Source organism: Pseudomonas sp. GWSMS-1 (genome assembly GCF_049847425.1).
Classification (GTDB): Bacteria; Pseudomonadota; Gammaproteobacteria; order Pseudomonadales; family Pseudomonadaceae; genus Aquipseudomonas.
This window is the reverse complement of record NZ_JBMHHV010000005.1, coordinates 130,403-156,553: the sequence shown is the minus strand read 5'-3', so window position 1 is coordinate 156,553 and position 26,151 is coordinate 130,403. Positions and strand designations below refer to the sequence as shown.

Genomic DNA, 26,151 nt, shown 5'->3' with positions numbered 1-26,151 from the left:
CTGTGATTTCCCATTGCAGCCTATCCAGCGGGTTGCGGGGAGGCAGTGGCAAGGCTGGCCAAACAGCGTGGCCAAAGGCGACAGATGCTTACGCCCCGGTGCGCTGGGCGCGCTATGCTCTGCGCCCCGTGATTGATCCAGGCATGCCCACACAAGCCTGACGGTAGAACCTGCGCACCGCCTACATCGAGTTCATCCAATGCCCGCACTGAAACAACAGCTTTTCAAGCTGATCGCCCTGGTACAACGCAACCCGGGGCTGGTCGCGATTTTTGGCTTTGCCTCGGGGCTGGCGAGCTTTCTGCTGGTCGAGCGCCAGGCCGAACTGGCGCGGGTGCTTGCATTGGTGATGCTGGTCAGCTGGCTGTGGCTGATCATGGAAAATATCCTGCGCGAGCGCATCGCCCAACGCTTTGGCTTCGAATTACCGCCGCCGTTGTTGCGTTATGCCACGCAGATGATCCACCAGGAGAGCCTGTTCTTCGTACTGCCGTTCTTCTTTATCACCACCACCTGGAACAGCGGCCAGTTGCTGTTCAGCGGCCTACTGGCGGCTGCTGCGCTGATCTCGATCATCGACCCGCTGTACTACAAGTGGCTGGCGCCGAAACGCTGGCTGTTTCTCGCTTACCACACCCTGACGCTGTTCGCCGTGCTGCTCACGGCGCTGCCGATCATCTTCAAACTGACCACGCCGCAGAGCTATCAGCTGGCGCTGGCGGCGGCGGTGATCCTGTCATTCCCCTCACTGTTCACGATCATCACCGTACAACGCTGGTGGCGGGGCTTGCTGCTGGTCGGGATGACCCTAGCGATAGGTGCTGGCGGCTGGCTGGTACGCGTCTGGGTGCCGCCCGCGACCCTATGGCTGACCGAGGTGGCGGTCACCAGCGAATTCGACAACCAGAACCGCGCGCCGGGCGAAAGCATCAAGGAGTTGAGTGTGGCGCAACTGCGCAGCCAGGGCCTGTTCGCCTACACGGCGATCAGCGCGCCACGCGGGCTGAATGAGCGGATTTATCACGTCTGGCGCCGTGATGGTGGCGAAGTCGAGCGCATCGCCCTGGATATCCATGGCGGGCGCAAGCAAGGCTATCGCGCCTGGACCCACAAGCAGAACTTCCCCGCCGAGGCCGTTGGCCGCTGGCAGGTGCAGGTGCTAACCGAGGCCGGACAGATGATTGGCGTACTGCGGTTTAAGGTGGTGGAGTAACGGGTAGGTTGACGTTGAGGAGCAAAGCGCCGACGCCCAACGCGGCTACTACGCTTCGGTGTGGTGGAGTAAGCGTAGCTAAACCTATCTGAGATCTCGCGAGCTAGAGTCCTGCAAGGCAAAAACAGGCGAGGAAGCGGAGTGTACTTTTGTACCTGAGCATTCCGACTGGGCTCGCATACGAGCCCGTTTTTAACGCCGCAGGGCCGACGCGCAGCAGATCGCTGCCATACACCTAACCGAAGAACCAGTAGCAGACGGATATGGCAGCTACGACACCGGCAAACTCGGCCAGTAGCGCACAGCCCACGGCATGCCGCACGCGCTGAATGCCGACCGCACCAAAGTACACCGCCAGCACGTAGAAGGTGGTTTCTGTGCTGCCCTGCACCGTGGCGGCAATCAGCGCAGGGAAGCTGTCGACGCCCTGGGTTTGCATGGTTTCAATCAGCATGGCGCGCGCCGCACTGCCGGAGAAGGGTTTGACCATGGCCGTGGGTAGCGCTTCAACAAAGCGCGTGTCCCAGCCAATCGCCTCGACCAGCCAACGAATGCCGTCGAGGCCAAACTCCAGCGCGCCAGACGCACGCAACACACCAATCGCGCAGAGCATGGCCACCAGATAGGGCAGCAGGCTCTTGGCCACGTCGAAGCCTTCTTTCGCGCCTTCGATAAATTCCTCATACACCGGCACTTTCTTCAACGCGCCCATCAGCAGAAACAGCAGGATGATGCCGAACAGGGTGAGGTTGCCGGCCAGCGACGAGAGGGCCGCCAGCGCCGTGGCTGACATGCCGGCGAGCAGCGCCATAAAGGCACCCAGCGCCAACGCGCCGGGCACCAAGTAGGCCAACACCACCGGGTCCCACAGGCGCAGGCGCTGCATCAGTGCCACGGAGAGCAGGCCGACCAACGTCGAAGCGCTGGTGGCCAACAGAATGGGTAGGAATACCAGGGTTGGATCAGGCGCACCCTGTTGGGCGCGGTACATAAAGATGGTCACCGGCAGTAGGGTCAGCGATGAAGCATTCAGCACCAGAAAGAGTATTTGCGCGTTACTTGCAGTGGTGCTGCTGGGGTTGAGCGTCTGCAGCGCACGCATGGCTTTTAGGCCGATTGGCGTGGCGGCGTTGTCCAGGCCCAGGCCATTGGCGGCGAAGTTCATGGTGATCAGGCCGAGAGCCGGGTGGCCACGCGGCACCTCGGGCATCAGCCGCGAAAACAGCGGGCCGAGCATCCGCGCCAGGGCATCGACCAAACCGGCTTTCTCGGCGATACGCAGCAGGCCGAGCCACAGGGTCAGGGTGCCGAACAGCAGCACCATCACCTCAACCGACAGCTTGGCCATGGCAAACAGGCTTTCCACCATGGCGGCAAACACCGCGGGGTCATCACCGAGTAACCAGCGCGACAGCCCGGCAATGGCCGCCACCACGAAAAACCCCAGCCACAAGCCGTTGAGCATGCTGTCTCTCCCCAATCAATGGGCGCGATGATAGCGCGGCTGATGCAGATGGGGTGTGGTGTTGGGGCTTTTCATCGCGCCCATGTGGCGTATGGGTGCGATATGTCGAGGTTATATGGGAGGCGCTCCGCTTGAGCCGCGATTGGCCTTGAAGACGCTGAAAGCATCGCGGCTAAAGCCCCTCCCACAGGCGCAACACTAATACCAGTTAGGGTCGCTCTTCAGCTGCTCTTGCAACAACTGTTGGGTCGCTTCGTCCGGTTCACCCAGCCAGCGCAAGGTGGCATGTTGGCTGGGGGCTTTATCCGCTGGCAGGCCGTCGGGCAGTTGCACATACAGGCCATAGGCGTCTTCCTTGTCCCAGCTGAAGGCTACGTAGAGGCGCTGGTTGAAGCAGTTATTCTCCTCACACAGCTGGCCGACCAGGTACTTGTCACCGTCGTCATCCAGGCCCTGCATCGGGCTGGCGATGCCGTTGAGGTTGATCACCCACTCCGGCAGACGGCTTTCGTCTTCTACCAGTTCCTGCCAGCTCTGCTGGTAGGCCGGGTCACTGGACAGCAGTTCATTGAGGCGGAATTGGCCATCGGTATCCGCGGCCAAAGCCGCCGCACTGCCGCCCAGCAACAGGGCGGCAAGCAGCGTCTTGATGGTCATGGGAACTCCTTTAACCACGTGGCCGACGGCCGATGATAAAGGACACGATAAACATCACCAGGAACACCACGAAGAGAATCTTCGCGATACCCGTAGCGGTGCCGGCGATACCGCCAAAGCCCAGAACGGCAGCGATGATGGCAATGATCAGAAAGGTAATGGCCCAACTCAACATGGCGAAACTCCTTCTCTACTCAAGTGTGCGCCGCGGCGCGAGATGGACCGGTGTGGTACTGGCCACACCGGGCCGGGCTTGCTGTTACTGCATGGACTGCTTCAGATTGCGCATGCGGTCATGGCTGGCGCGCACTTTGGGCATTTCGGCCGCGAGCAGGGCTTGCACGCCCGGCTCGGCACTTTCCAGCGCATCCTCAAAGGCATGCAGGATGCGGTCTTCAGCCTCTTCCAGTTGCGCCACGTAGGTGGCCTCGGTGTCGCTGACCAAGTTGGCCTTGGTATCGGCATACACTTGGCGCAGCTTGCCGATGAAGGTGCCGCCGTCAGCGGGTTTCTGCTGGTTGGCGGCGACTTTTACCGACAGCGCGCGAATCAGCTCGGTCTTGTTCTGCGACATGTCGCGGAACAGCGCCTGCAAGCGCACATCTTTCACTTCGTCGTGGGCGTGCTGATAAAAGCGCTGGCCGTCACGGGTAATTTCAATCAGCTCGTTCAGTTGCTGGATTTTGTCAGTCATGGTGACGCTCCTCTGGCTGTAACGGCGGCGGTAACCGCCTTAAAAGTTGACTGCCGCGGATAAGCGACAGCCCGCTGAATTAACTCTCGATGCGCAATCCATCAGCGTCTACGCCGCGCACACCACGAATGTTGCGCGCGGTTTCTACGGCCAATTGTTTTTCGGCATTACTCAGCACCAGGCCGCTCAGGTTGACCATGCCGTTCTGGGTATCCACGGTGATGCTCAGGCCGTCCAAGTTGCGGCTGTAGATCAGGCTGGATTTAACCTTGCTGGTAATCCACGCATCACTGATCGCGGCAGCCGCATCATCCGCCGCGTCTTGCGCCTTGGCCGCGGTGCTGTCGGCGGCGCTCACGCTTAACAGGTTGCTCACCTCGCGCACGCCATCGGTGTTGGCGGCCAAGCGGCCGGCCAGCTCCTTGGCCTCCGGCGTTTGTGCGCTACCGTTCAAGGTCACCTTGCCGTTCTCGGCATCAACATTGATGTCCAGGCCCTCGGTGTTGCTGTTCCACAGCAGCTTGGACTTAACGGTGGCCGCCAGCGTGGCGTCTTCAAAACGCTGCGCCATATTCGGTTCGCTACTGGCTTTGGCCTCGAACTTCGGGTCCAGCTTGAGCTGGTTGTCGACCTTGTTCACGCCATCGACACCCAGGGCAATCTGCTCAGCCAAATCACGTTCGACCGAATTTTCCACGGTGCCGCTGATGGTCGCAGTGCCGTTCTCGACATCCACATCAATGGCAAACGGGTTGAGATGACGATTGAGGGCGAATGCAGTCCACACCGAGCCTTCCTGGCGAGCCGCACTGAGCTCACGGCTCATATCACCCTCTGCGGCAAATGCGCTGAACGGCACCAGTGCGATCATCCCGGCGGTCGCGGTGGCCAAGGCCAGAGTCTTCAACTTATGCATGGCAGTTCCTCCAATGGATTGCAGTGTCTGTGTCGCTGTGGGCGACTTACACCTCACTGTCGCAAGGCCCATGCCAGGCCATAAGAAAATAATAAAACTATTAAAAACAATTAGTTATGACAGAAAAAAGAAACCGGCCAGTGTGCAAGCTGCATGATTGCCTACTCTGCGCCGTGCAACTTGCACGACAGATCACGGACTAAGCCTCAGTACCCCCGCCAAGGAGAGCACTATGAACACCTCTTCACAGCCCCTCGGTCGCATTCTGCTAGTCGATGATGAGCCCGCCATCCTGCGCACCTTCCGTTATTGCCTGGAAGACCAGGGCTATCAGGTCAGCACGGCCAACAGCGCCGCTCAAGCCGACGCGTTATTGCTACGCCAGGTGTTTGATGTGTGCTTTCTCGACCTGCGCCTCGGCAACGATGACGGCATGGAAGTCCTCACCCACATGCGCGTGCAGGCACCCTGGATGCGGGTGGTGATGATTACCGCGCACTCCGCGATCGACACCGCCGTGGACGCCATCCAGGCGGGCGCGGCGGATTACCTGGTGAAGCCGTGCAGCCCCGAGCAATTACGCCTGGCCGCCAGCAAACAGCTGGAAGCTCGGCACATGGCCGAGCGCCTGGAGCACCTCGAAGGCCATGCGCGTAAGCCCGGCGAAGGCTTGGACTCGCATAACCCCGCCATGATGACGGTGCTGCAAACCGCGAAGCAGGTGGCCGACACCGATGCCAATATTCTGATTCTCGGCGAGTCCGGCACCGGCAAGGGGGAGCTGGCCCAGGCCATCCACAGCTGGAGCAAGCGCGCGAAAAAGTCCTGCGTGACCATCAACTGCCCCTCCCTGAGCGCCGAGCTGATGGAAAGCGAACTGTTCGGGCACAACCGCGGCTCGTTTACCGGCGCCACCGAAAGCACCCAGGGCCGGGTCAGCCAGGCCGATGGCGGAACCCTGTTTCTCGATGAGATCGGCGACTTCCCACTGGCCCTGCAACCGAAGCTGCTGCGCTTTATTCAGGACAAGGTCTATGAACGCATTGGCGACCCGCAAACCCGCGAGGCTGATGTGCGCATCGTCGCGGCGACCAACCTCAACCTCGACGAAATGGTCAAACAAGGCCAGTTCCGTGAAGACCTGCTGTACCGCTTAAATGTCATCACCCTGACCCTGCCTGCGCTGCGCGAGCGCCGCGAAGACATCATGGTGCTGGCCGAGCGCTTTCTCGCGCGCTTTGTCAGCGACTATGCACGGCCCGTGCGAGCCTTCAGTGATGAGGCGCGCGAGGCGCTGCTCCGCTACGCCTGGCCGGGCAACATTCGCGAATTACGCAATGTGGTCGAGCGCGCCAGCATCCTCTGCGCAGAGGAGCAGGTGCAGGTCAGCCACCTCGGACTCACCCCCACTACTGAGTTGAACAGCCCCCAGGCCGGTGCCCAAATGAGCTTGGAGGCATTGGAGAAAGCCCATATCAGCGCGGTATTGGCCAATAGCGGCACGCTAGACCAAGCCGCTAAAACACTGGGCATCGACGCCTCAACGCTGTACCGCAAACGCAAGCAGCTCGATCTATGAGGTTGCGTAACCAGCTGTTTATCAGCGGTGGGGCCTTGGTCACGGCCGCTTTGGTCGGGTTACTCCTAGGCATGTTCAGCATCTGGCAGCTGAGCAAAAACCAGAATGAAGCCATGACCCGCAACATGAACATCATCGATGCCTCACTCGGTTTGCGCCAAGAGATGGGCATCCAGGTCAGTCTGATGATTGCCGACAAGCTCGACCGGCCAGCATTGAAAGCCTCGGATGCACGCTTCAATGAATGGCTGCGCAAAGCCGCAGACGATTCTACAAGTGCCAACGATCATCAGGCGGTGATCGAGATTCAGCGCACCTATGGCGACTATCAAAATTTTCTAGACTCGCCGGCAACGGTGCGCCGTAATCTGCTTAAGGACGACAATTTCACCCAGGCCTTGAGTGCGCTGCGTGACAGCATCAACACCATGCAAATGCATTACGTCAGCCAGGTGCATTTTGAACAACAGAACATGCGCGAACGCACCTGGCTGATTACCGCGCTGCTCGGCGTGATCGGCCTCGCGGTGTTATTGATCAGCTTTGTCACCGCACACAGCGTTGCCCGGCGCCTTGGCCGTCCGATTGAGGAACTGGCCATCGCCGCGGATCAGATCGGCCGCGGCGACTTTCACGTCAGCCTGCCCACGCCCCCGGTCACCGAAATCGCATCACTGAGCCGGCGCTTCGGGTTAATGGCCGAAGCGCTGCGGGCCTTTAAAAACAGTGATATCCAGGCCCTAAAAGCCGAGCAACAACGCCTTAACGCGGTACTCGACAGCATCGACGATGGCCTGCTGATCTTCGATCGCCAAGGTGACGTCGAGCATTTCAACCCGGTGGCGCAGCGCCAGTTGGCCTGGGACGAAAGCCAACTCGGCCAACGCGCGGCATTGACCCTGCAGCACTCAGACCTACAAACCCAGTTGTACCGGGTGCTGCAAGGCAAACCGCTTGAAGAGGCGCTGGACGACCTGCAAGTCGACATCGATGGTGAGCAACGCCTGCTGGCCTATAGCCTCGCGGCGGTTAGCCACGACGGCGAACGCCCCTCTGGCGCGGTGATGGTGCTGCGCGATGTCACCGAACAACGCGCGTTCGAACGGGTGCGCAGCGAGTTCGTGCTGCGCGCTTCCCATGAGCTGCGCACCCCGGTGACCGGCATGCTGATGGCGTTCTCGCTGCTGCAGGAGCGCATGAAATTCCCCGAGGACAGCCGTGAGGCGGACCTGCTCAGCACCGTGGATGAGGAAATGCAGCGCCTGTTACGCCTGATCAATGACCTGCTGAATTTCTCGCGCTACCAGAACGGCCTGCAAAGCCTTGAGCGAGTCGAATGCAGCGTCGAGCCACTGCTGCGCCTGGCCCAGCAGCGCTTCAGCATGCAAGCGGCGCAGTTGCAGGTGGCGCTGCACTTCGAAGCAGAAGAGGACTTACCGCTGTTGCAGGTCGATCCACTGCAAATCGAACGGGTACTCGACAACCTGATCGGCAATGCCTTACGTCACACGCACCCTGGCGGCACCGTGCACCTGCGTGCCCGCCGGCGTGATAAGCAGGTCGAGCTGAGCGTGAGCGACGATGGTGAGGGGATTCCCTTTCGCCAACAGGCGCGGATTTTCGAGCCATTCGTGCAGGTCAGCCGCAAGAAGGGCGGTGCAGGCCTGGGCTTGGCGCTGTGCAAGGAGATTGTGCAATTGCACGGCGGTTACATCGGGGTGAAATCTCAGGTGGGGCAAGGCACGCAGTTCTACGTACTGCTGCCCACCTAAGACGCTATTGCTTGTGCAGCCTGGCACCCGCCACATATGAGAACGCCGCCTTAACGGCGGCGTTTCTCAACGTACTGGCGACGCGTACCGGCTCACCCTTGGCTCAGGTTTAGTCGCGGGAGCGGCCTAATGGCTAGCCGCATCCTTGATCAGCGGCACTTCTTTGCCTTCAGCATCGAACAACTTACCGCCTTTGAAGTAGTCACCGTCGTTCAGGGCAGCCACATCCTGGAAGCCCAAGGTGCGTTCGCTGGCAGCCACGAAGACTGACTGGTTCTCTGAGTTGCCGGTCTTGAAGTGGTTGAACAACAGGTTGAGTGCAATGGCCATGATCGCGGCCGAGCTGATGCCCGAGTGGAAAATGGTTTCAAACCAGGATGGGAACTGGTGATAGAAGGTCGGCGCGGCGATGGGGATCATGCCAAAACCGATCGAGGTGGCAACAATGATCAGGTTCATATTGTTGCGGTAATCAACCTTGGACAGGGTGCGAATGCCGCTCGCCGCCACGGTACCGAACAACACCACACCGGCACCGCCCAAGACTGACGTTGGCACCGCCGCCACCAGGCGCCCCATGATCGGCAGCAGCCCCAGGGTTACCAGAATCAAGCCCGCCGACGCCACCACGTAGCGACTCTTGACCCCGGTCACAGCCACCAAACCGACGTTTTGGGCAAAGGCACTCTGGGTGAAGGAGCCGAAGATCGGCGCGAATACGCTGGAGATCATGTCAGCCCGCAGGCCATTGCCGAGGCGCTTGGAGTCGACCTTGGTTTCGATGATGTCACCGACCGCCAGGATGTCCGCCGAGGTTTCCACCAGGGTGACGATGATCACAATACACATCGAGATAATGGCCGCGACGTGAAAGGTCGGCATGCCGAAATGGAACGGCGAAGGCAAGGCAAATATCGGCCCTTGCGTCACCTTGGAAAAATCCGCCATCCCCAGGGCTACGGCGACCAGGGTACCGATGATCATGGCCAGCAGGATCGACAGGCGCGAGATGCTGGCACTGCCCACTTTGCTCAGCAGCAGCACGGTGGCCAGGGTCAGCGCGGCCAAGCCGATATTGGCCATGCTGCCGAAGTCGGCGGCCTGGCTGTTGCCCCCATCGCCCAACGCGCAGCCACCGGCATCAGGGTCAGGCCGATGATGGTGATGACAATACCGTTGACCAGCGGCGGGAAGAATTTGGTAATGCGCGAAAACACCGGGGTGATCAACAGCCCGATCAGCGAGGCGGCAATCACCGCACCGAATACGGCTGGCAGGCCACCCTCACCGCCACTGCCGAGGATCGCGACCATGGTCGCCACGCCGGCAAAGGACACCCCCTGGACCAGCGGCAATTGCGAACCGAAGAAGGGTAAACCGAGGGTTTGTAACAAGGTTGCCAAGCCACCGGCAAACAGCGAAGCCGCGATCAGCAGGCCGATATCCGCCGGCGACAGCCCTGCGGCCTGACCAATGATCAGCGGTACTGCAACGATGCCGCCATACATGGTCAGCACATGCTGCAGGCCATAAGCGAAGTTGGCACCGATACCGAGGTTTTCATCTTCCGGACGCGACGTAGAAGACGGCGTAACAGGTGAAGTCGTCATGCTGAGGATCTCGCTGTTGTTCTTGTGCGTACAATGTAGACAAAGAAAAAACCTCTTGGCTACAACTTTGTATACATTTTACAAAATAACAGTTTCAACAGAACGATTACTAGAATCTCAGTCAAAAAACAGACATCCATACATAAAAAAACGCCGAAGAAGTCACTGCTTCGGCGTTTGTTAGCAAGTAGCACCCCGGCTAGGAGCTCAGTGCTGTGCAGCCATCCCGGCCAGAACCACCAATAACGCAGCCGTCTGCGCATCCGGCTCGCCGTCATAACGGGCTGGGCGGTACTTCATCTGCAAGGCGGCAATCACGTTGCGCGTGGCCGGGTCCAACTCACCGTGCAGGGGCACGGCATAGCCCTGACGCGCCAATTGCTCCTGAAACCACTGCACACTCGGCAGGCTGGCACTGAACAGCCCCTGCTGGCGCGCCACCTCGGCGGGATCCGGCCAAGGCATCAGGCCAGCATCGGCGAGGCGCTTCCAGGGGAACAACGGGCCGGGATCGACCTTGCGCTGTGGGGCAATATCGCTGTGCGCGATGATGCTGCCGGGCGCCAGCTGATGACGCTGCATGATGTCCTTGAGCAAGACGATCAATGCATCGATCTGCGCTGGAGCAAAGGGCTGCCAATGACGCCCCGTGGGGGTGTCATAAAACCCCTGGTTGACCAGCTCAATACCAATGGTTGTGCCATTTAGCCATGTGCGCCCCTGCCACTCGCTTACTCCGGCATGCCAGGCGCGGCGATTCTCATCGACCAGCCGGTAGATGGTCGCCGGCGACTCGCCGATCAGGTAATGGCTGCTCACCTCTTCTTCGGTGAGTAACTGCAGTGAGCGTTGCAGATCGGCGGAGGTGTAATGCAGCACGATGTATTGCACCCGGCTGTTCTGGCCGGTGGCGGTATAACTGTCATCAATGCGCGGGCCGCTGCTGCAACCCGCCAACAGCAGGACTAAAACACTCAAAAAAAAAGCTTTCATGGGCTGATATGCAACACGCTTTGCAGGTTATCCAGCAGCATATCGACGCTGAGCATAATCAACAGCATGCCCATCAACCGCTCCACTGCGGTCAACCCGCGAGGTCCTAGAAAACGCTGCAGAAACGAGGCCTGCAACAGAATAAAGGCGGTCAACGCCCAGGCCAGTAGCACCGCCGCGTAAAGCTCCCAGAGCGGCCCTTCATGAGTGTTGCGCAGGGTCATCAATACCGCCAGAGCAGAGGGCCCGGCCACCGCCGGCGTGGCCAGCGGCACCAGCATCGGCTCGCCATCTGGCACATCGCCCAATACCCCCTGGGGGCCGGGAAAAATCAGGCGCATGGCGATTACGAACAGGATGATACCGCCCGCAATTGCCGTTGCCTCGCGCGACAGGCCCAGAGCGCTGAGTACTTTGTCGCCAAAGGTAAGAAACAACAGCAGCAGGGCCAGGGCGAACAACAACTCGCGCGCGGCGACCCACAAGCGGCGCTTGGCCGGTACATTCTTCAGTGCGGCGATAAAAATGGCGATGTTGCCGAAGGGGTCGGTGACCAGAAAAATCAACGCGGCGATGCCGAAAATATCCATGACTACTCCTCTACAGATCGACACAGTTTAGTGCCTCTCGCAGCAGAAAACGCCTTTGATCAAGTAGAACAGCCATAGGCCTGAGGGCACAGGCAAGCTTCGTCTGACACTGCTAGACTGACAGTTGTACAAAGAATATTATTCTGTACAACTTATGTATCAATCTGGAGGACGCCCAATGCGCGCCTTGCTGTGGTTCAAACAGGATCTGCGTCTTGATGACCACCCCGCCCTCCAGGCGGGCCTCACGGCCGAGTGCCTGCTGCCGGTGTATGTACTGGACCCCGCCTTGCTCCAGCTCAACGCGTTTGGCATGCGCCGCATGGGTGTGCATCGCGCGCGTTTTTTACTGGAAAGCCTGGTGGCGCTGGAGGCTGAACTGCACCAGCGTGGCTCGCATCTGCTGGTGGTTATCGGTACACCGGAGCAGGCCATCCCGCAATTGGTCGCGCAGTTCAACCTGGACCAAGTGCTGACCCTGGCGGAAATCGCGCCCGACGAACAAGCCCAAGTGGCACACGTAGCCCAACAACTCGGCCCTATTCCCCTGCAACAATTGCCCGCCAACAACCTACTGCACAGCGAAGAATTGCCTTTCACCCTGGATCAGTTGCCATCAGTGTTTAGCCATTTCCGCAGCCTGGTTGAAGAACGTTTGCACGTGTTCCAACCGCGTCACGCACCAGAACGAATCCCGGTATTGCCTGATGGCGCGCTGGCACTGATGCAGCCGCTGCCGACGCTCTCTCAGCTGGGTCTGGGTGAGCCACTCAGCGTACCGTCCAGCGCCTTTCCCTTCTCCGGAGGCGAACCAGCCGCCCTCGCCCGACTGCGTGACTACCTGTGGAAAACCCAAGGCGTGCGGCAGTACAAGGACACCCGTAACGGCATGCTCGGCACCGAGTATTCATCGAAGTTCTCACCCTGGCTGGCCAATGGCAGCCTGTCGGCGCGCCGGGTAATCGCTGAGCTGCGCCGTCACGAGGCGCAATACAAACGCAATGAATCAACGCACTGGCTGTGGGTTGAGATGCTTTGGCGGGATTTCTTCCGCTGGACCCTGCTGCGCCACGGTAGCGCGCTATTCAAAGCCGGCGGCCTCAAGGCTAGCGCGGATACAGCGCAACCCTTGGATCAACGGTTTCAGGACTGGTCACGCGGGCGTACCGGTATGCCGTTGGTGGATGCCAATATGCGCGAGCTGGCCGCCACCGGCTTTATGTCCAACCGCGGTCGGCAGGTGGTTGCCAGTTACTTAATCAATGACCTGGAACAGGACTGGCTCCATGGCGCGGCCTGGTTCGAAGAACACCTTATCGATTACGACCCGGCCAGTAACTGGGGCAACTGGGCCTACTTGGCTGGCGTGGGCAATGACCCACGGCAGAATCGAGTGTTCAATGCGCTGCGCCAAGCCCGCATGTACGACCCCGACGCCCAATACGTCAGCCTCTGGCTACCGGAGCTGCGCGACGTACCGCAGGCGCTGCGGCATACACCCTTCCTCCTCGCGGGCGGGCATCTACGCAACCTCGGTTACCCGCAGCTGGGGAACATTCCTGAAAGCTGGAAGCCCTACCTCTACGCCGTGGCTTGAGATGGCCGGGTTCAGCCCAGCACAACCTGATTACGCCCACCGCCTTTGGCACGGTAGAGCGCCTGGTCGGCGCGCTCGAATACCGTGTCGCTGCCCTCATCATTGGCAAAGGCGGTCAGGCCAGCCGACAGGGTGATGGTCACCCGCTCACCGCGAAAGTGGAACGGGCACTGTTCGACGCCATCCAGCAGGGTTTGCAGCAGTTGCTGGCCGCCCTCCAGAGGTGTCGAAGGGATCAGCAGGACAAACTCCTCGCCGCCAAAGCGCGCAATAAAATCTGTTTTACGCAGGCGCTTGGATAATTCACCGGCAATGATCTTCAGTACCTTGTCGCCGGCCAGGTGGCCGTAGCCGTCATTGATCCGCTTAAAGTGATCGATATCCAGCACGGCCAATAGCAACTCACCGCCATAGCGCTTCCAGCGCGCCATTTCCAACTCCAGACGCTCGCTCCAACCGGCACGATTGGGCAGACCGGTCAGCGGGTCGATCAGAGCCTTTTGTCGCTGCTCTTCGAGATGATCACGGAAGCTCTGCGCCTCCTGCTCCATATCCGCGACCTTTTGGGTCAGGCTTTGCAGGCGCTGCGCCACTTGTTCTTCATGGCCGTCCCGGTGCTTCTGGTGCGCGCTAACCGTGCTCAGCAAGCCATCCAGTCGCGCCTCCAGAGATTGCTTGAGCGTCGGCAGGTCGACGGCATCGAGCACACTGGCCTGCAAACCACTGACTTGTTCACGCAGCTCCTGATTAAAGCTGCGGGCGCTCTCTACAGACTCGCTATAGCCCTCGTGCGCCTCACTAAGGGTGCTGAGAAACGATGCTAAGCGCTCATTCAGCTGCTTCAAGTAACCGGCAAACTCACGCTGACCGCTGTCGGTGACGGCCAGCACCAGCACCGCCAAATCGTCCAGCACCGCGACCAATTCGTACCAGTTCAAGCCGCCCTGCACGCGCTGGCGCAGCGCCTCGCCCTGCGGCTGATGCCGCTCCGGCAGGTCCAGCTCATCAAGCAGGCCCAACAGGCTGCTGCCGATATGCGGCGCAACAGCGCTGTAACCTGGCTCGGGAATAGCCGGCAGCGCGTAGGCCGGATCGCCCTCCTCTTGCATCGACAAAACTGCTTCAGAGGCTGAGAGCGTTTGGGGGATCGACACGGCGGTTGTCGGCGACTCTGACGCCGATTCTGGCTCAGCACTTAACGCAGCAGATTCTGCGGGTGCGGGAGTAGGAACGGATGCAGGTGCAGGTGCAGGTGCAGGTGCAGGTGCAGGTGCAGCATTGCTCGGGCGGGGCAACGGCTCAACCGCAGGCGCAGGACTCTCAAGTTGTGTGTCGGGTGCAGGCTCTAGCGCCGCTGGTTGTGGCCTATCCGCCTGGGCAGGCGAGCTATCAGTAGGGCTGCTTGATGCCGCCTCCTTGCTACCAAACAAGCGCTGCAGAAAACCTGGACGCGCCGTATCCGCCTCATTCTCAATTGTTGCCAGGGCTTGCTGCTGCAGGCGGCTCAACTCACTGAGCAGCGCAGGCAGCTCGCGCGGCTGACTGGCACGCTCTTCGATGCGCTTGGCAAACTGCTTCAGCGCTTTGCGAACCTCACGCGGCGGATCCAGAGCCAGCAGCTGATCGGTCAGGCTGGTCACCCCTGATACGTTCAGCTCAAGCCGCTCCTGACGACTTTTCTCAGAGTCGAGTACGGCTTTTTCCAAGCGTGGAATAAGCGCAGACAGGCCGGAATCAATATCGTCGCGCCGCAGAATATCGCGCAGCTCCTGCATACACTGGTCGACCGATTTGTCACTGCCCTCGGCCGCCAGCGAGCTGCGCACCAACCCACGCCTCAACAGGTCGAGGCGGGCATTCCAGCGGCGTTCAAGTTTCTCTTGCTGCTCCAAGCTTTCCAGGTACTTACTTTTCCAGCGCTGGGCATCATCGGTCATGGTTACAGTCCACGTTCAAGGCTCAATCAGCATAGGCGTTGCAGGCGCAAAGAGTGAAGTAGGCAGGCGAATTTGCACCGCCACAGGCAGGTGGTCAGAAATCGGCTGCGACAGCACCTCGCAGCGCTCCAGCGGCAAGCTGGGGCTGAGCAGAATATGGTCAAGGCAGCGTTGCGGCCGCCAACTGGGGAACGTGGCCTCGATTTGCGGAGCAAACAGCTCAAGATCGCGCAGCGGCGAGAACTGCAGCAGGTCGTTGGCATGGGTGTTCATGTCGCCCATCAGCACAACATGCCGATAATCACTGAGCAACTCACGGATATAGGCTAACTGACGGGTGCGGGTACGCGCGCCAAGGGACAGGTGCATCATCACCACAGCCACTGCATCCGGACCTTCGCCAAGACGCAACAGCATCGCGCCACGGCCAGGCGGACCGGGCAGCGGATGGTCTTCCATCAGGCTGGGGCGCAAACGACTGAGCACACCATTGCTGTGCTGGGCCAGGCGACCGAGATTGCGGTTAAGTTGCTGATACCAATAAGGGAAGGCGCCAAGACGAGCCAGGTGCTCGACCTGATTGACGTAACCCGAACGCAGGCTGCCGCCATCGACCTCCTGCAGCGCCACCAGGTCAAAATCACCGAGTAGATCGCCAATCCGTTGCAGATTGCCGCTACGCCCGGCAGCCGGTAGCAGGTGCTGCCAGCTGCGCGTCAGGTAATGGTGGTAACGCTGAGTGCTAATACCCACCTGAATATTGAAGCTGAGCAGGCGTAGGCGGCCATTTTGCGGCCAGTCATCCGTGGGCACGTAACACGGATTGACCTGTGCATCGCACAGGCCAATCGCGCGCTTGGCTGGCCAGCGCCGGAGCATTAACGCGTGATCCGCGCGCGCCTGTTACTGCGCGGCGCGCTCTTTGGCGATCAGGTGATCGGCCACTTGCAGGGCCTGCTGGGGGCCACCCGAGCTGCCGATATCGAAACGATATTTGCCATTGACGATCATCACCGGTACGCCCGTGATCTGGTACGCCATGGCCAGTTTCTTGGCCTTTTCCAGCTGGCTCTTCACGCCAAAGGAGTTGTACGTCTTAAGGAAGGCGTCTTTGTCGACACCTTCAGCCGCGAGAAAATCGGCCATTTCTTCCGGGGTCGCGAGCTTCTTGCCCTGCATGTGGATGGCATCGAATATCGCGCCATGCACCTTGTGCTCAACCTTCATCGCCTCAAGGGTGATGAACAGCTGGCCGTGAACGTTCCACATGCCACCGAACATGGCCGGGATACGCACAAAGTTGACGTCTTCCGGCAGTGTTTCGATCCACGGGTTGATCGTCGACTCGAACTGATAGCAATGCCCACAGCCGTACCAGAACAGCTCAACCACTTCGATTTTGCCAGGCTTGGAAATCGCAACAGGGTTGCTCAACTCAACATATTGCTTGCCTGCTTCAATCGGCTCGGCATGAGCGCTCAGGCCAAACAGACTGGCGGTGACGAGAGTGGCACTGAGAATCAGGTTACGCATGCGTTACTCCTTGGCTATAAACGGTGCGTGGTGACGAACGGAAGTTCGACCCACAAGACAAACTGGGGTTCCGTGCATTGTAGCGAGCCACACAACGAAAAAGGGCGGCCTGAGCCACCCTATTTCATTACAGCATGTCGCGTTGTCAGCCGATCAATGCAGACCCTGAATGAAGCTAGATACCGCTTCCATGTCCTTGTTGCTCAGCTTGGCGGCGATCGAGCGCATGATCATGCTGTCGCCGTCATTGGTGCGATTACCTTCGCGGAAATCAGTCAGCTGCTTAGCGATGTAAGTCGCGTGCTGACCACCCAGTTGTGGGTAACCGGCCGCATCCAAGCCCGCGCCGTTAGGCCCGTGGCAGCCGATGCAAGCAGGCATGCCCTCAGCCAACTTGCCACCACGGAACAGCTCGCCGCCACGCTCGACCAGTTTCGGGTCGGCAGCGCCAACACTCATTTTCTGGCTGGCGAAGTAGGCCGAGATATCTTGCAGATCTTGATCGCTCATGTTGTCCAGCAAGCCGGTCATTTCCACAATAGGACGTGCACCGGACTTGATGTCATTCAGCTGCTTGAGCAAGTAACGTTCGCCCTGCCCAGCCAGTTTAGGGAAGTTCGGCGCTGCGCTGTTGCCATCGGCACCATGACAAGCACCACATACAACAACCTTACCCTGACCGGCTTCAGCATTGCCTGCGGCATGTGCCAGACCGGTGATGCCTAGGGTCAACAGCAGACTCACGAGTACTTTGTTCATCAGCTAATCCAATTTGCGACTAAGAAAAAGAGTTTATGGCCAGGCTTACTCGGACATCAGTTTGATGACCGCTTGGTAATCCTCGGCCGAGCAATCCATACACAGACCGCGAGGCGGCATGGCATTCAGACCATTGGTGACGCTCAGTACCAGCGCATCCATGCCCTTGGCCAGACGCGGCTCCCAGGCAGCTTTATCACCACGCTTCGGCGCGGTTGGGATGGCGCCGCTATGGCACACACCGCACGCACGGGCGTAAACGGCTTCGGGGTCTTGCGCGGCATGCGCACTCAACGACAGTGTCAATGCAGCGGCTACAGTCAGTATTTTTTTCATCAGATCAACCTCATCAGGGAGGGGAACGTACTGCTTTCTACGGGCAGATGATCTAAATCGTTCCCGTGGCCACTTATCCAACTAAAGGGAGAAAGCGCACACAAAATCTGCGCCATTATATACTGGCGTCATTGAAACGGAAACGACGCAGCTTGCCGCGCTTCGCACAGACAGGCAGGCTGCGCGCAAATGTCGCAAGGGCATCGCGCCTGTAACGCCACCCTACGCTCGCCCTCACGGATACTCAGATGCAAGCCAAGAACCCAATTATCGGCCTGTGCCAACAGGCTACTTTCCTTATCAGCGCAGCCAAAGTTGACCAGTGCCCAGAAGATTTCGGCCATGAAGTGGCCTTTGCAGGGCGCTCCAACGCCGGTAAATCCAGCGCACTGAATACCCTGACCCACGCCAGCCTGGCGCGCACCTCGAAGACCCCAGGGCGTACCCAGCTGCTCAACTTCTTCAAGCTGGACGAAGAGCGCCGCCTGGTCGACCTGCCAGGTTACGGCTATGCCAAGGTGCCAATCCCGCTGAAGCTGCACTGGCAGAAACACTTGGAGGCCTACTTGGGTAGCCGCGAGTGCCTGCGCGGGCTGATGTTGATGATGGATATCCGCAAGCCACTGACCGAGTTCGACCTCCTCATGCTGGATTGGTCCGTTGCCAGCGAAATGCCCATGCACATTCTCCTGACCAAAGCCGACAAGCTGGCTTTTGGTGCAGCGAAGAACACCTTGCTCAAGGTGCGCCAGGACATTCAAAAAGGCTGGGGCGATCGCGTTAGCATCCAACTGTTCTCGGCGCCCAAGCGCATTGGCATTGAGGAAGCACAAGCGGTGCTGGCCGAATGGATGCAGCTGGGTGAGTTTGCCCTTGAGGATGATCAGGACACTGAAGCCTGAGCCATACGAGCGACTTTCTTACAGGCAAAAAAAACCCCGGACTTCTATGGGGGAGGGAAGTTCGGGGTTCAACATCTGGACCGCTAGGGCGGGGTCCAGAATCTGCCAACACTTAACACAACAAAGGAGTACTGAATGGTTGTCTAGGCCATCCACAAACTCTGAGTGGTCGAGTCAAAACAAAGTTCAGGCCCGCGGAATAATTAATTAGTTATAAGCACTTCTGCGCTAATACTCTTAAATATCAACCCCCATCGCGCTAGCGCTGCAGCCCGGTGCGAGGGGGAGTATCAATGGGCTTCGTCCCAGTTATTGCCTACGCCCACTTCCACCAGCAGCGGCACATCCAGCGCAGCGGCATTACCCATCAGCGACTTGATCTGCTCGCGCACCGCGTCGACTAAGTCCTCACGCACTTCCAGCACCAGTTCATCGTGCACCTGCAGGATGACCTTGGCATCCAGACCCGACTCACTGAGCCAGTTATCCACCGTGACCATGGCGCGCTTGATGATGTCCGCCGCCGTGCCCTGCATCGGCGCGTTGATCGCCGTGCGCTCAGCACCTTTGCGCAGCGCCTGGTTCTTCGCATGAATATCCGGCAGATACAGGCGACGACCAAACAGGGTTTCCACATAACCCTGCTCCGAGGCCTGCTCACGGGTACGCTCCATGTAGGCCAGCACGCCGGGATAACGCGCAAAGTACACATCGATATACGCCTGCGCCTGCTTGCGGTCACAGCCGATCTGCTTGGCCAGACCGAAGGCGCTCATGCCGTAGATCAAACCAAAGTTGATCGCCTTGGCACTGCGGCGCTGATCAGTCGTGACCTCATCCAGCGGCACGCCGAAGACCTCCGCCGCCGTGGCTTTGTGCACATCACGGCCGTGGCGGAAGGCATCCAGCAGGCTTTCGTCCTTGGCCAAATGGGCCATGATGCGCAGCTCGATTTGCGAGTAATCCGCCGCCAGTAACTTATAGCCTTTAGGCGCAACAAACGCCTGGCGGATGCGCCGACCTTCGGCCGTGCGGATCGGGATGTTCTGCAGGTTTGGATCAGTCGACGACAAACGACCGGTCGCAGCCACCGCCTGGTGGTAGCTGGTGTGGATGCGTCCGGTGCGCGGATTGATCTGCTCTGGCAGGCGGTCGGTGTAGGTGCTTTTCAGCTTGCTCAGGGAACGGTACTGCATCAGCACCTTGGGCAGCTCAAAGTCCTGCTCGGCCAATTCGGCCAGCACCGCTTCGGCAGTCGACGCCTGACCTTTGGCGGTTTTACTGATAATCGGCAGGCCGAGCTTTTCATAAAGAATCACCCCGAGCTGCTTAGGTGACGCCAGGTTGAACTCCTCGCCGGCAATTTCGAACGCTTGACGTTCCAGCGACACCAGCTTTTCACCCAGCTCGTTGCTTTGCAGGCCGAGCAGGTTGGCATCGACCAGCGCGCCCTGGCGCTCGATGCGCGCCAGCACCGACACCAAGGGCATTTCAATTTCGCTCAAGACTTTGGCCAAGCTTGGCTCGGCGTCCAACTTAGCCCACAAGTGCTGATGCAGGCGCAGGGTGATGTCGGCATCCTCGGCGGCATAAGGGGCGGCCTGGGCCAGATCGATCTGGTCGAAGGTCAGCTGCTTGGCGCCTTTGCCGGCGATGTCCTCGAAGCGAATGGTGCTGTGATCCAGGTACTTGAGCGCCAGGCTGTCCATGTCATGACGGGTGGCCGTGGAATCCAGCACATAGGACTCAAGCATGGTGTCGAACTTCACCCCCTGCACGTGAATCGGCGTGCTGGCATTGGCGAGAATATTGATGTCGTACTTGGCGTGCTGGCCGACTTTGGCCTTATTCGGGTCTTCAAGAATCGGCTTTAGCGCCTGGAGCACGGCATCGCGATCCAGCTGCATCGGCACGCCCATGTAGCTGTGCGCCACCGGGATATAGGCCGCTTCGCCAGCCTTGACCGCAAACGACAGCCCGACCAACTGCGCCTTTTGCGCATCCAGGCCGGTGGTTTCGGTGTCGAAGGCAATCAGCTCGGCGTTGCGCAGCTTCTCCAGCCAACTATCGAACTGCGCCTGCTCAAGGATGCACGAGTAATCACCCAATGCCTCTGCCGCCTGAGCGTCGACAAGCGTATCAGCAGCGACCGGTGCAGGCGCTGCAACTGCAACTTCCTCGGCCACAGCATGGGCGCTCGGGGCCAGGGCAAACAGATCATCACCGGTGGGCTTGGCCGGCGGCTTAACCGCCGACGCTGGGTTGTTACGCAGTAACTCATCACGCCAGGTTTTGAATTCCAGCTCGGCATACAGCTCGACCAAGGCCGGCACATCCATCTCGCCGGGGTGCAACGACTCGATCTGGATATCCAGCGGCACATCCAGTTTGATGGTGGCCAAGGCATAAGACAGGTAGGCCATGTCCTTATGCTCAGTGAGCTTGGCCGGCAGGGTCTTGGCCCCGCGGATCGGCAGCGCTGGCACTTTGTCGAGATTGGCGTAGAGCACATCCAGGCCACCGCCGATACCGACCAATAGACCCAGCGCGGTCTTTTCACCCACGCCCGGCACGCCGGGAATGTTGTCGACTTTGTCGCCCATCAGCGCCAGGTAGTCGATGATCAGCTCGGGGCCGACGCCGAATTTCGTCTTCACGCCCTCGATGTCATACACACTGCCGGTCATGGTGTTGACCAGGGTCACGTGCGGGCACACCAACTGGGCCATATCCTTATCGCCCGTGGAGATCACCACGTCGCGCCCTTCGGCCGCGCACTGGCGGGCCAAGGTGCCGATCACATCGTCAGCCTCTACACCTTCAACGCACAGTAGCGGATAGCCCATGGCCTTGACGCTGGCATGCAGGGGCTCGATCTGCACCCGAAGCTCATCCGGCATCGACGGGCGATTAGCCTTGTAATCGGCAAACATTTCATCGCGAAACGTCCCACCTTTAGCGTCGAACACCACGGCAAACGGGCTTTTCGGATATTGCTTGCGCAGGCTCTTGAGCATGTTCAACACACCCTTAACCGCGCCAGTCGGCAAGCCTTTGGACGTGGTCAGCGGCGGTAAGGCATGGAAAGCACGGTAAAGGTAAGAAGAACCGTCAACCAGGACTAAAGGAGTTTGGCTCATGAGCAGGATCAACCTTTTCGGCGGGGGCGGCGTTAGAATGGCCACACCATTGAAATCAAAGGGACAAGGTTACCATGCGCACACTCAATCGCCTGTTGCTGGCCAGCCTGCTGGCATTCACCACGCTTGCCGTTCAAGCCGAAGATCCGGTATCGGCAGACCCAGACGTAACCATTCGCCAGGAAGGCGACCGCACCGTCCAGGAATACCGGGTTAACGGTTTTCTCTACGCGGTAAAAGTCATCCCTAAAAACGGTAAGCCGTACTTTTTGGTACGCGCCGATGGCAGTGATGGCAACTTTGTTCGCTCGGACAGCCCGGATATGTTGATTCCGGCCTGGGAAATTTTCAGCTGGTAATAAGGCAGTTCAGTAATGTCGGTGTTTACCCCGCTTGAGCGCCACGAGCTCGAGACGTTTCTCGCCCCGTACAACCTGGGTCGCTTACGCGACTTCCAGGGCATTGCGGCCGGCAGCGAGAACAGCAATTTCTTCGTCAGCCTGGAACAGGGCGAGTTTGTTCTGACCCTGATCGAGCGGGGCCCAAGTGCTGACCTACCGTTCTTTATTGAGCTGCTCGACGTGCTGCATGACGCAGGGCTGCCCGTTCCCTATGCCCTGCGCACGGTGAGCGGCGAGGCGCTGCGCAGCCTGGCAGAAAAACCGGCGTTGTTGCAGCCGCGCCTGGCCGGCAAGCATGTGCATGAGGCCAATCCGCATCACTGCCAGGAAGTTGGCGCACTGCTGGCACGCATCCACTTGGCCACCCGCGCACAACCCCTGCCGCGCAAGAGTGATCGCGGGCTGGAGTGGATGCTCGCCGAAGGGCCAAGCCTGGCGCTGCAACTGCCGGACGGGCAAGTGCCCTTGCTGCGTGATGCGCTAGCGGAAATTCAGGCGCTCAAGCCACGCATTCTCGCCTTGCCACAGGCCAACCTGCATGCCGACCTGTTCCGCGACAACGTGCTGTTCGACGGCAACCACCTGGCCGGGGTGATCGACTTCTACAACGCCTGCTCAGGGCCAATGCTCTACGACCTGGCGATCGCCCTGAATGACTGGTGCTCGCAGGAGGATGGCCGCCTCGACCACAAGCGTGCCCAAGCTTTGCTCGGCGCTTATGCGGCGCTGCGGCCCTTTACCGCCGCCGAAGCCGAGCTGTGGCCGGCCATGCTGCGCATCGCCTGTGTGCGCTTCTGGCTGTCACGCCTGATCGCTGCCGAATCCTTCGCCGGGCAGGAAGTACTGATCCACGACCCCGATGAATTCCAGCGTCGCCTGGCGCAACGCCAGCAGGTCGAACTGGCGCTGCCGTTTGCCTTCTAGCGCAGCCCGTCGCCGTTACAACGTCTCTAAACAGCCTGCCAACTCGCTCGCGAGGTTCTCCAGCAAGGCTTCATAGCCACTGGGGTCAACCGGCAAAGTGCCGCCCATGGCATCCAGTTCGGCCAGGGTTACTGGCAGGCCTGCCGTCAGGGTTTGCGCCAGGCGCGGCAGCAGCGGCGGCTCGCTGAATACGCAGGTTGGCCCGGCCTGCTGCAAGCGCTCACGCATGGCAGCGACGTGCTGGGCACCCGGCTGGACCTCACCGAGCACGCTGAACACGCCGGCATGTTTGAGGCCATAAGCGGCCTCGAAATAATCGTAGGCTTCGTGGAAGACGAAGTAGGGTTTGCCCGCCAAACGCTGCAAACGGCTATTCAGGCGTTGATCCAGCACCGCTAAACGGCCCGCAAACGCCTCGACATTGGCCTGGTAGCGCGCAGCATTAGCCGGATCGGCGACAACTAAGTCAGCCTCCATCTTGCGGGCAATCACCAACGCATTGGCCGGCAGCAGCCACAGGTGCGCATCAAGGCTGCCAGGGCGGTGGTCGTGATCATGCTGATCGACCATCTGCGCGGGCGCGTCATGATCGGCATGCTCATCTGCGTGGCCCTGCGCATGTTCATCCGCGAAATGACGCAGGCTCATGCCCGGCAGCTCCTGCACCTTCACGCTGGCTTTAGCACGGCTGCTGAGCACCCGCGGCAGGAAACTCTCCAGGTCAGGGCCAACCCAGTACAGCAGGTCGGCACTCTGCACACTGCGTATATCGGAGGGGCGCAGCGCGTAATGGTGTGGCGACGCGCCAGGCGGCAGCAGCACGTCAGGCTGGCCAACACCGTCCTGCACGGCCGCTGCGATCAACTGCAGCGGCTTGATGCTGGTCAACACGCGCACCTCGGCCTGAGCGACAGCGCTGAGGGAAAACGTGACGAATAGCAGGCAAGCAGTAGAAAAAAGACGTAACACGGGGAGCACTCATACGGGCGGGAACAGGTAATATAATAACGTCTCTTACCTTATTCGTCGTTGCCCATGACTCAAGCACCCCTGGCCTCACGCCCACACGACCACTCACGCTGCGTCAGCCACGCCCTGACTGAAGCAGAAAGCATCTGCACGCGTCAGGGTCTGCGTCTGACCGCCTTGCGCAAACGCGTACTGGAATTGGTCTGGCACAGCCACAAGCCGCTGGGCGCCTATGACATCCTCGGCGTGCTGAGTGAGGAAGACGGCCGCCGTGCCGCGCCGCCAACGGTCTATCGCGCCCTGGATTTCCTTCTGGAAAACGGCCTGGTGCACCGCATCGCCTCACTCAATGCCTTTATCGGCTGCAGCCATCCCGAGCATCCACACCAGGGTCAATTTTTGATCTGCCGGACCTGCAGTGCGGCCATTGAGCTGGAACAGGCCGCGATCAGCGACGCCATTGTTGGTGCCGCTGCGGACGTCGGCTTCGTCGTCGAACGCCAAACGGTGGAAGTGGTCGGGCTGTGCGCCGGCTGTCGGGAGCACGCATGAGCGACGCGCTGATTCGCCTCAAAGGCGTAGGCGTGACCTTTGCCGGGCAACACGTGCTGCAGGATGTGCAGCTCAGCGTAAAGCCCGGCGAAATCGTCACCCTGATCGGCCCCAACGGCGCCGGCAAAACCACCCTGGTGCGCGCTGTACTCGGGCTGCTGAAACCCAACAGCGGCAGCGTCTGGCGCAAACCCAAGCTGCGTATCGGCTATATGCCGCAAAAACTCCACGTCGATGCCACCCTACCGCTCTCGGTGCTGCGCTTTCTGCGCTTGGTGCCGGGGGTTGATCGCCCCCGCGCACAAGCCGCGCTGGCCGAAGTGGGCGCCGAGCAGGTGATTGATAGCCCACTGCAAAGCATCTCCGGCGGCGAACTGCAGCGCGTGCTGCTGGCCCGAGCGCTGCTGCGCGAGCCGCAATTGCTGGTCTTGGATGAGCCGGTTCAAGGCGTCGATGTCGCCGGCCAGGCCGAGCTGTACCGACTGATCACCCAACTGCGTGACCGTTATGGCTGCGGCGTTTTGATGGTATCGCATGACCTGCATCTGGTGATGAGCACCACCGATCAGGTGGTCTGCCTGAACCGTCACGTTTGCTGTTCCGGGCACCCGGAGCAGGTCAGCTTTGATCCCGCCTTCGTCGAGCTGTTCGGCCAGGATGCACAGAGCCTGGCGATCTACACCCACCACCACGACCATGAGCATGACCTACACGGTGCCGTGGTCAGCGAAAATGCACCCGGGCTGAGTATCAAAGGCCCGGTTAAACCTCATATCCACGGAGATGGCTGCAAGCATGGCTGATTTTCTACTCAACGCCCTGCTCGCCGGCCTTGCCCTGGCGCTGGTTGCCGGCCCGCTGGGCTCCTTTGTGGTCTGGCGGCGCATGGCCTACTTCGGCGACACCCTGTCCCACGCAGCGCTGCTCGGGGTGGCGCTGGGTTTGATGCTGGACGTCAACCCGACCCTGGCGGTGACGGTTGGCTGCGTACTCCTCGCGACACTGCTAGTCACCCTGCAAAGCCGCCAGCCGCTGGCCTCCGACACGCTGCTGGGGATTCTCGCCCACAGCACGCTGTCGCTGGGCCTGGTGGTGCTGAGCTTTATGCAGGACGTGCGCATCGACTTGATGGGCTATTTGTTTGGCGACCTGCTGGCCGTCGGCCCGACTGATCTGGCCTGGATTATCGGCGGCAGCGCGCTGGTGCTGGTGCTGCTGGCTGTGCTGTGGCGACCGCTGCTGGCGATTACCGTGCATGAAGAGCTGGCCAAGGTCGAAGGTCTGCCAGTGGCGGCGATTCGCTTGAGCCTGATGCTGCTGATTGCCGTGGTCATTGCCGTGGCGATGAAGATTGTCGGCGTGCTGCTGATCACCTCGTTGCTGATCATCCCTGCCGCCGCCGCCCAGCGCCATGCCCGCACCCCGGAGCAGATGGCCCTTGGCGCCAGCCTGCTGGGGGTTGTTGCCGTGTGCGGCGGCCTCAGCCTGTCGTGGTTTCAAGACACCCCGGCGGGACCCTCGATCGTGGTGACGGCCGCCGGCCTGTTTTTGCTGTCCTTCGCCCTGCCACGGCGCACCGCCTGAACTGTTGGTGATGCCGTGGAACGCAGTG

At 60.1% G+C, this 26,151-nt stretch carries 24 protein-coding genes and 1 pseudogene; 10 read left to right on the top strand and 15 right to left on the bottom strand.

The window, feature by feature from the left end; genetic code table 11:
• Positions 1–199 precede the first annotated feature (199 nt).
• A complete protein-coding gene (locus ACEPAJ_RS04070; RefSeq protein WP_425913704.1) occupies positions 200–1,213 on the top strand; it encodes a DUF5924 family protein in 1,014 nt (337 codons plus the stop codon).
• A gap of 235 nt (positions 1,214–1,448) precedes the next feature.
• Here ACEPAJ_RS04070 and ACEPAJ_RS04065 read toward each other — a convergent pair whose 3' ends face one another.
• The 5 genes from ACEPAJ_RS04065 to ACEPAJ_RS04045 all read right to left on the bottom strand — a co-directional run bounded on the left by ACEPAJ_RS04065 (position 1,449) and on the right by ACEPAJ_RS04045 (position 4,945).
• Complete coding sequence (locus tag ACEPAJ_RS04065) at positions 1,449–2,678, bottom strand: nucleoside recognition domain-containing protein (protein WP_425913703.1); 1,230 nt, start codon at positions 2,676–2,678, stop codon at positions 1,449–1,451.
• A gap of 198 nt (positions 2,679–2,876) precedes the next feature.
• Positions 2,877–3,335: an inhibitor of vertebrate lysozyme family protein gene (locus tag ACEPAJ_RS04060; RefSeq protein ID WP_425913701.1), complete on the bottom strand. Its 459-nt coding sequence runs from the start codon at positions 3,333–3,335 to the stop codon at positions 2,877–2,879.
• A gap of 10 nt (positions 3,336–3,345) precedes the next feature.
• Positions 3,346–3,510: a DUF1328 domain-containing protein gene (locus ACEPAJ_RS04055; RefSeq protein WP_274087370.1), complete on the bottom strand. Its 165-nt coding sequence runs from the start codon at positions 3,508–3,510 to the stop codon at positions 3,346–3,348.
• Between the two features lie 84 nt (positions 3,511–3,594).
• The gene (locus ACEPAJ_RS04050) at positions 3,595–4,029 is read right to left on the bottom strand and encodes a ferritin-like domain-containing protein (protein ID WP_274087371.1); all 435 of its coding nucleotides are present in this window, start codon (positions 4,027–4,029) and stop codon (positions 3,595–3,597) included.
• A 79-nt stretch (positions 4,030–4,108) separates the two neighbouring features.
• On the bottom strand, positions 4,109–4,945 hold the full coding sequence (locus ACEPAJ_RS04045; RefSeq protein WP_425913699.1) for a BON domain-containing protein: 837 nt from the start codon (positions 4,943–4,945) through the stop codon (positions 4,109–4,111).
• A 232-nt stretch (positions 4,946–5,177) separates the two neighbouring features.
• Between ACEPAJ_RS04045 and algB the strand changes: the two genes are divergently transcribed.
• The gene (algB, locus tag ACEPAJ_RS04040; RefSeq protein ID WP_425913698.1) at positions 5,178–6,524 is read left to right on the top strand and encodes a sigma-54-dependent response regulator transcription factor AlgB; all 1,347 of its coding nucleotides are present in this window, start codon (positions 5,178–5,180) and stop codon (positions 6,522–6,524) included.
• Positions 6,521–8,296, top strand: coding sequence for an ATP-binding protein (locus ACEPAJ_RS04035; RefSeq protein WP_425913697.1), 1,776 nt, complete (start codon positions 6,521–6,523; stop codon positions 8,294–8,296). The genes algB and ACEPAJ_RS04035 overlap by 4 nt, the downstream gene beginning before the upstream one ends.
• A gap of 126 nt (positions 8,297–8,422) precedes the next feature.
• Here ACEPAJ_RS04035 and ACEPAJ_RS04030 read toward each other — a convergent pair.
• The 3 genes and pseudogenes from ACEPAJ_RS04030 to ACEPAJ_RS04020 form a co-directional block, all read right to left on the bottom strand.
• Positions 8,423–9,906 (bottom strand): annotated as a pseudogene (locus ACEPAJ_RS04030) (nucleobase:cation symporter-2 family protein).
• Between the two features lie 207 nt (positions 9,907–10,113).
• The gene (locus ACEPAJ_RS04025) at positions 10,114–10,899 is read right to left on the bottom strand and encodes an N-acetylmuramoyl-L-alanine amidase (protein WP_425913696.1); all 786 of its coding nucleotides are present in this window, start codon (positions 10,897–10,899) and stop codon (positions 10,114–10,116) included.
• Positions 10,896–11,489 (bottom strand): MarC family protein, encoded by a 594-nt coding sequence (locus ACEPAJ_RS04020; RefSeq protein WP_274087377.1) that lies wholly within the window; start codon positions 11,487–11,489, stop codon positions 10,896–10,898. Before ACEPAJ_RS04020 ends, ACEPAJ_RS04025 begins: the two co-directional genes overlap by 4 nt.
• Positions 11,490–11,667: 178 nt before the next feature.
• Here ACEPAJ_RS04020 and ACEPAJ_RS04015 point away from each other — a divergent pair, with 178 nt between their 5' ends.
• Positions 11,668–13,086: a DASH family cryptochrome gene (locus ACEPAJ_RS04015; protein ID WP_425913695.1), complete on the top strand. Its 1,419-nt coding sequence runs from the start codon at positions 11,668–11,670 to the stop codon at positions 13,084–13,086.
• Positions 13,087–13,097: 11 nt separating this feature from the next.
• On the opposite strand, the gene ACEPAJ_RS04010 is transcribed toward ACEPAJ_RS04015, so the two are convergent.
• From ACEPAJ_RS04010 to ACEPAJ_RS03990, 5 genes are all read right to left on the bottom strand, one after another.
• Complete coding sequence (locus tag ACEPAJ_RS04010) at positions 13,098–15,023, bottom strand: diguanylate cyclase (protein ID WP_425913694.1); 1,926 nt, start codon at positions 15,021–15,023, stop codon at positions 13,098–13,100.
• Between the two features lie 15 nt (positions 15,024–15,038).
• Positions 15,039–15,902, bottom strand: a complete 864-nt coding sequence (locus ACEPAJ_RS04005; RefSeq protein WP_425913693.1) for an endonuclease/exonuclease/phosphatase family protein — start codon at positions 15,900–15,902, stop codon at positions 15,039–15,041.
• Positions 15,903–15,926: 24 nt separating this feature from the next.
• A complete protein-coding gene (locus ACEPAJ_RS04000) occupies positions 15,927–16,556 on the bottom strand; it encodes a thiol:disulfide interchange protein DsbA/DsbL (RefSeq protein WP_425913692.1) in 630 nt (209 codons plus the stop codon).
• A 153-nt stretch (positions 16,557–16,709) separates the two neighbouring features.
• Complete coding sequence (locus ACEPAJ_RS03995; RefSeq protein ID WP_274087382.1) at positions 16,710–17,315, bottom strand: c-type cytochrome; 606 nt, start codon at positions 17,313–17,315, stop codon at positions 16,710–16,712.
• A gap of 45 nt (positions 17,316–17,360) precedes the next feature.
• The gene (locus tag ACEPAJ_RS03990) at positions 17,361–17,651 is read right to left on the bottom strand and encodes a c-type cytochrome (protein WP_425913690.1); all 291 of its coding nucleotides are present in this window, start codon (positions 17,649–17,651) and stop codon (positions 17,361–17,363) included.
• A gap of 248 nt (positions 17,652–17,899) precedes the next feature.
• Here ACEPAJ_RS03990 and yihA point away from each other — a divergent pair, with 248 nt between their 5' ends.
• A complete protein-coding gene (gene yihA, locus ACEPAJ_RS03985; protein WP_425913688.1) occupies positions 17,900–18,553 on the top strand; it encodes a ribosome biogenesis GTP-binding protein YihA/YsxC in 654 nt (217 codons plus the stop codon).
• Between the two features lie 290 nt (positions 18,554–18,843).
• On the opposite strand, the gene polA is transcribed toward yihA, so the two are convergent.
• Complete coding sequence (gene polA, locus ACEPAJ_RS03980; RefSeq protein ID WP_425913686.1) at positions 18,844–21,693, bottom strand: DNA polymerase I; 2,850 nt, start codon at positions 21,691–21,693, stop codon at positions 18,844–18,846.
• Positions 21,694–21,767: 74 nt separating this feature from the next.
• Between polA and ACEPAJ_RS03975 the strand changes: the two genes are divergently transcribed.
• Positions 21,768–22,052, top strand: a complete 285-nt coding sequence (locus tag ACEPAJ_RS03975; RefSeq protein WP_274087386.1) for a DUF2782 domain-containing protein — start codon at positions 21,768–21,770, stop codon at positions 22,050–22,052.
• Between the two features lie 15 nt (positions 22,053–22,067).
• Complete coding sequence (locus tag ACEPAJ_RS03970) at positions 22,068–23,018, top strand: homoserine kinase (protein WP_425913685.1); 951 nt, start codon at positions 22,068–22,070, stop codon at positions 23,016–23,018.
• Positions 23,019–23,033: 15 nt separating this feature from the next.
• On the opposite strand, the gene ACEPAJ_RS03965 is transcribed toward ACEPAJ_RS03970, so the two are convergent.
• On the bottom strand, positions 23,034–23,987 hold the full coding sequence (locus ACEPAJ_RS03965) for a zinc ABC transporter substrate-binding protein (RefSeq protein ID WP_425913684.1): 954 nt from the start codon (positions 23,985–23,987) through the stop codon (positions 23,034–23,036).
• Positions 23,988–24,053: 66 nt separating this feature from the next.
• Here ACEPAJ_RS03965 and ACEPAJ_RS03960 point away from each other — a divergent pair, with 66 nt between their 5' ends.
• From ACEPAJ_RS03960 to znuB, 3 genes are read left to right on the top strand one after another with little or no spacing between them, the layout of a single operon-like run.
• Positions 24,054–24,539 (top strand): Fur family transcriptional regulator, encoded by a 486-nt coding sequence (locus ACEPAJ_RS03960; RefSeq protein ID WP_425913682.1) that lies wholly within the window; start codon positions 24,054–24,056, stop codon positions 24,537–24,539.
• Positions 24,536–25,342 carry a zinc ABC transporter ATP-binding protein ZnuC gene (znuC, locus tag ACEPAJ_RS03955; RefSeq protein ID WP_425913680.1) on the top strand — a complete coding sequence of 269 codons (807 nt, stop codon included), beginning with the start codon at positions 24,536–24,538 and terminating at the stop codon, positions 25,340–25,342. The genes ACEPAJ_RS03960 and znuC overlap by 4 nt, the downstream gene beginning before the upstream one ends.
• Positions 25,335–26,123: a zinc ABC transporter permease subunit ZnuB gene (gene znuB, locus ACEPAJ_RS03950; RefSeq protein WP_425913678.1), complete on the top strand. Its 789-nt coding sequence runs from the start codon at positions 25,335–25,337 to the stop codon at positions 26,121–26,123. Before znuC ends, znuB begins: the two co-directional genes overlap by 8 nt.
• Positions 26,124–26,151 lie beyond the last annotated feature (28 nt).

What these genes read in the sequence shown, in the direction of transcription:
- ACEPAJ_RS04000 (WP_425913692.1), bottom strand. Translation starts at nt 16,556, where the DNA reads ATGCGTAACCTGATTCTCAGTGCCACTCTCGTCACCGCCAGTCTGTTT.
- ACEPAJ_RS04045 (WP_425913699.1), bottom strand. Translation starts at nt 4,945, where the DNA reads ATGCATAAGTTGAAGACTCTGGCCTTGGCCACCGCGACCGCCGGGATG.
- ACEPAJ_RS04025 (WP_425913696.1), bottom strand. Translation starts at nt 10,899, where the DNA reads ATGAAAGCTTTTTTTTTGAGTGTTTTAGTCCTGCTGTTGGCGGGTTGC.
- ACEPAJ_RS04070 (WP_425913704.1), top strand. Translation starts at nt 200, where the DNA reads ATGCCCGCACTGAAACAACAGCTTTTCAAGCTGATCGCCCTGGTACAA.
- ACEPAJ_RS04065 (WP_425913703.1), bottom strand. Translation starts at nt 2,678, where the DNA reads ATGCTCAACGGCTTGTGGCTGGGGTTTTTCGTGGTGGCGGCCATTGCC.
- znuB (WP_425913678.1), top strand. Translation starts at nt 25,335, where the DNA reads ATGGCTGATTTTCTACTCAACGCCCTGCTCGCCGGCCTTGCCCTGGCG.
- ACEPAJ_RS04050 (WP_274087371.1), bottom strand. Translation starts at nt 4,029, where the DNA reads ATGACTGACAAAATCCAGCAACTGAACGAGCTGATTGAAATTACCCGT.
- polA (WP_425913686.1), bottom strand. Translation starts at nt 21,693, where the DNA reads ATGAGCCAAACTCCTTTAGTCCTGGTTGACGGTTCTTCTTACCTTTAC.
- znuC (WP_425913680.1), top strand. Translation starts at nt 24,536, where the DNA reads ATGAGCGACGCGCTGATTCGCCTCAAAGGCGTAGGCGTGACCTTTGCC.
- yihA (WP_425913688.1), top strand. Translation starts at nt 17,900, where the DNA reads ATGCAAGCCAAGAACCCAATTATCGGCCTGTGCCAACAGGCTACTTTC.
- ACEPAJ_RS04055 (WP_274087370.1), bottom strand. Translation starts at nt 3,510, where the DNA reads ATGTTGAGTTGGGCCATTACCTTTCTGATCATTGCCATCATCGCTGCC.
- ACEPAJ_RS04060 (WP_425913701.1), bottom strand. Translation starts at nt 3,335, where the DNA reads ATGACCATCAAGACGCTGCTTGCCGCCCTGTTGCTGGGCGGCAGTGCG.
- ACEPAJ_RS03960 (WP_425913682.1), top strand. Translation starts at nt 24,054, where the DNA reads ATGACTCAAGCACCCCTGGCCTCACGCCCACACGACCACTCACGCTGC.
- ACEPAJ_RS03970 (WP_425913685.1), top strand. Translation starts at nt 22,068, where the DNA reads ATGTCGGTGTTTACCCCGCTTGAGCGCCACGAGCTCGAGACGTTTCTC.
- ACEPAJ_RS03975 (WP_274087386.1), top strand. Translation starts at nt 21,768, where the DNA reads ATGCGCACACTCAATCGCCTGTTGCTGGCCAGCCTGCTGGCATTCACC.
- ACEPAJ_RS04035 (WP_425913697.1), top strand. Translation starts at nt 6,521, where the DNA reads ATGAGGTTGCGTAACCAGCTGTTTATCAGCGGTGGGGCCTTGGTCACG.
- ACEPAJ_RS04015 (WP_425913695.1), top strand. Translation starts at nt 11,668, where the DNA reads ATGCGCGCCTTGCTGTGGTTCAAACAGGATCTGCGTCTTGATGACCAC.
- ACEPAJ_RS04010 (WP_425913694.1), bottom strand. Translation starts at nt 15,023, where the DNA reads ATGACCGATGATGCCCAGCGCTGGAAAAGTAAGTACCTGGAAAGCTTG.
- ACEPAJ_RS04020 (WP_274087377.1), bottom strand. Translation starts at nt 11,489, where the DNA reads ATGGATATTTTCGGCATCGCCGCGTTGATTTTTCTGGTCACCGACCCC.
- ACEPAJ_RS03995 (WP_274087382.1), bottom strand. Translation starts at nt 17,315, where the DNA reads ATGAACAAAGTACTCGTGAGTCTGCTGTTGACCCTAGGCATCACCGGT.
- algB (WP_425913698.1), top strand. Translation starts at nt 5,178, where the DNA reads ATGAACACCTCTTCACAGCCCCTCGGTCGCATTCTGCTAGTCGATGAT.
- ACEPAJ_RS03990 (WP_425913690.1), bottom strand. Translation starts at nt 17,651, where the DNA reads ATGAAAAAAATACTGACTGTAGCCGCTGCATTGACACTGTCGTTGAGT.
- ACEPAJ_RS04005 (WP_425913693.1), bottom strand. Translation starts at nt 15,902, where the DNA reads ATGCTCCGGCGCTGGCCAGCCAAGCGCGCGATTGGCCTGTGCGATGCA.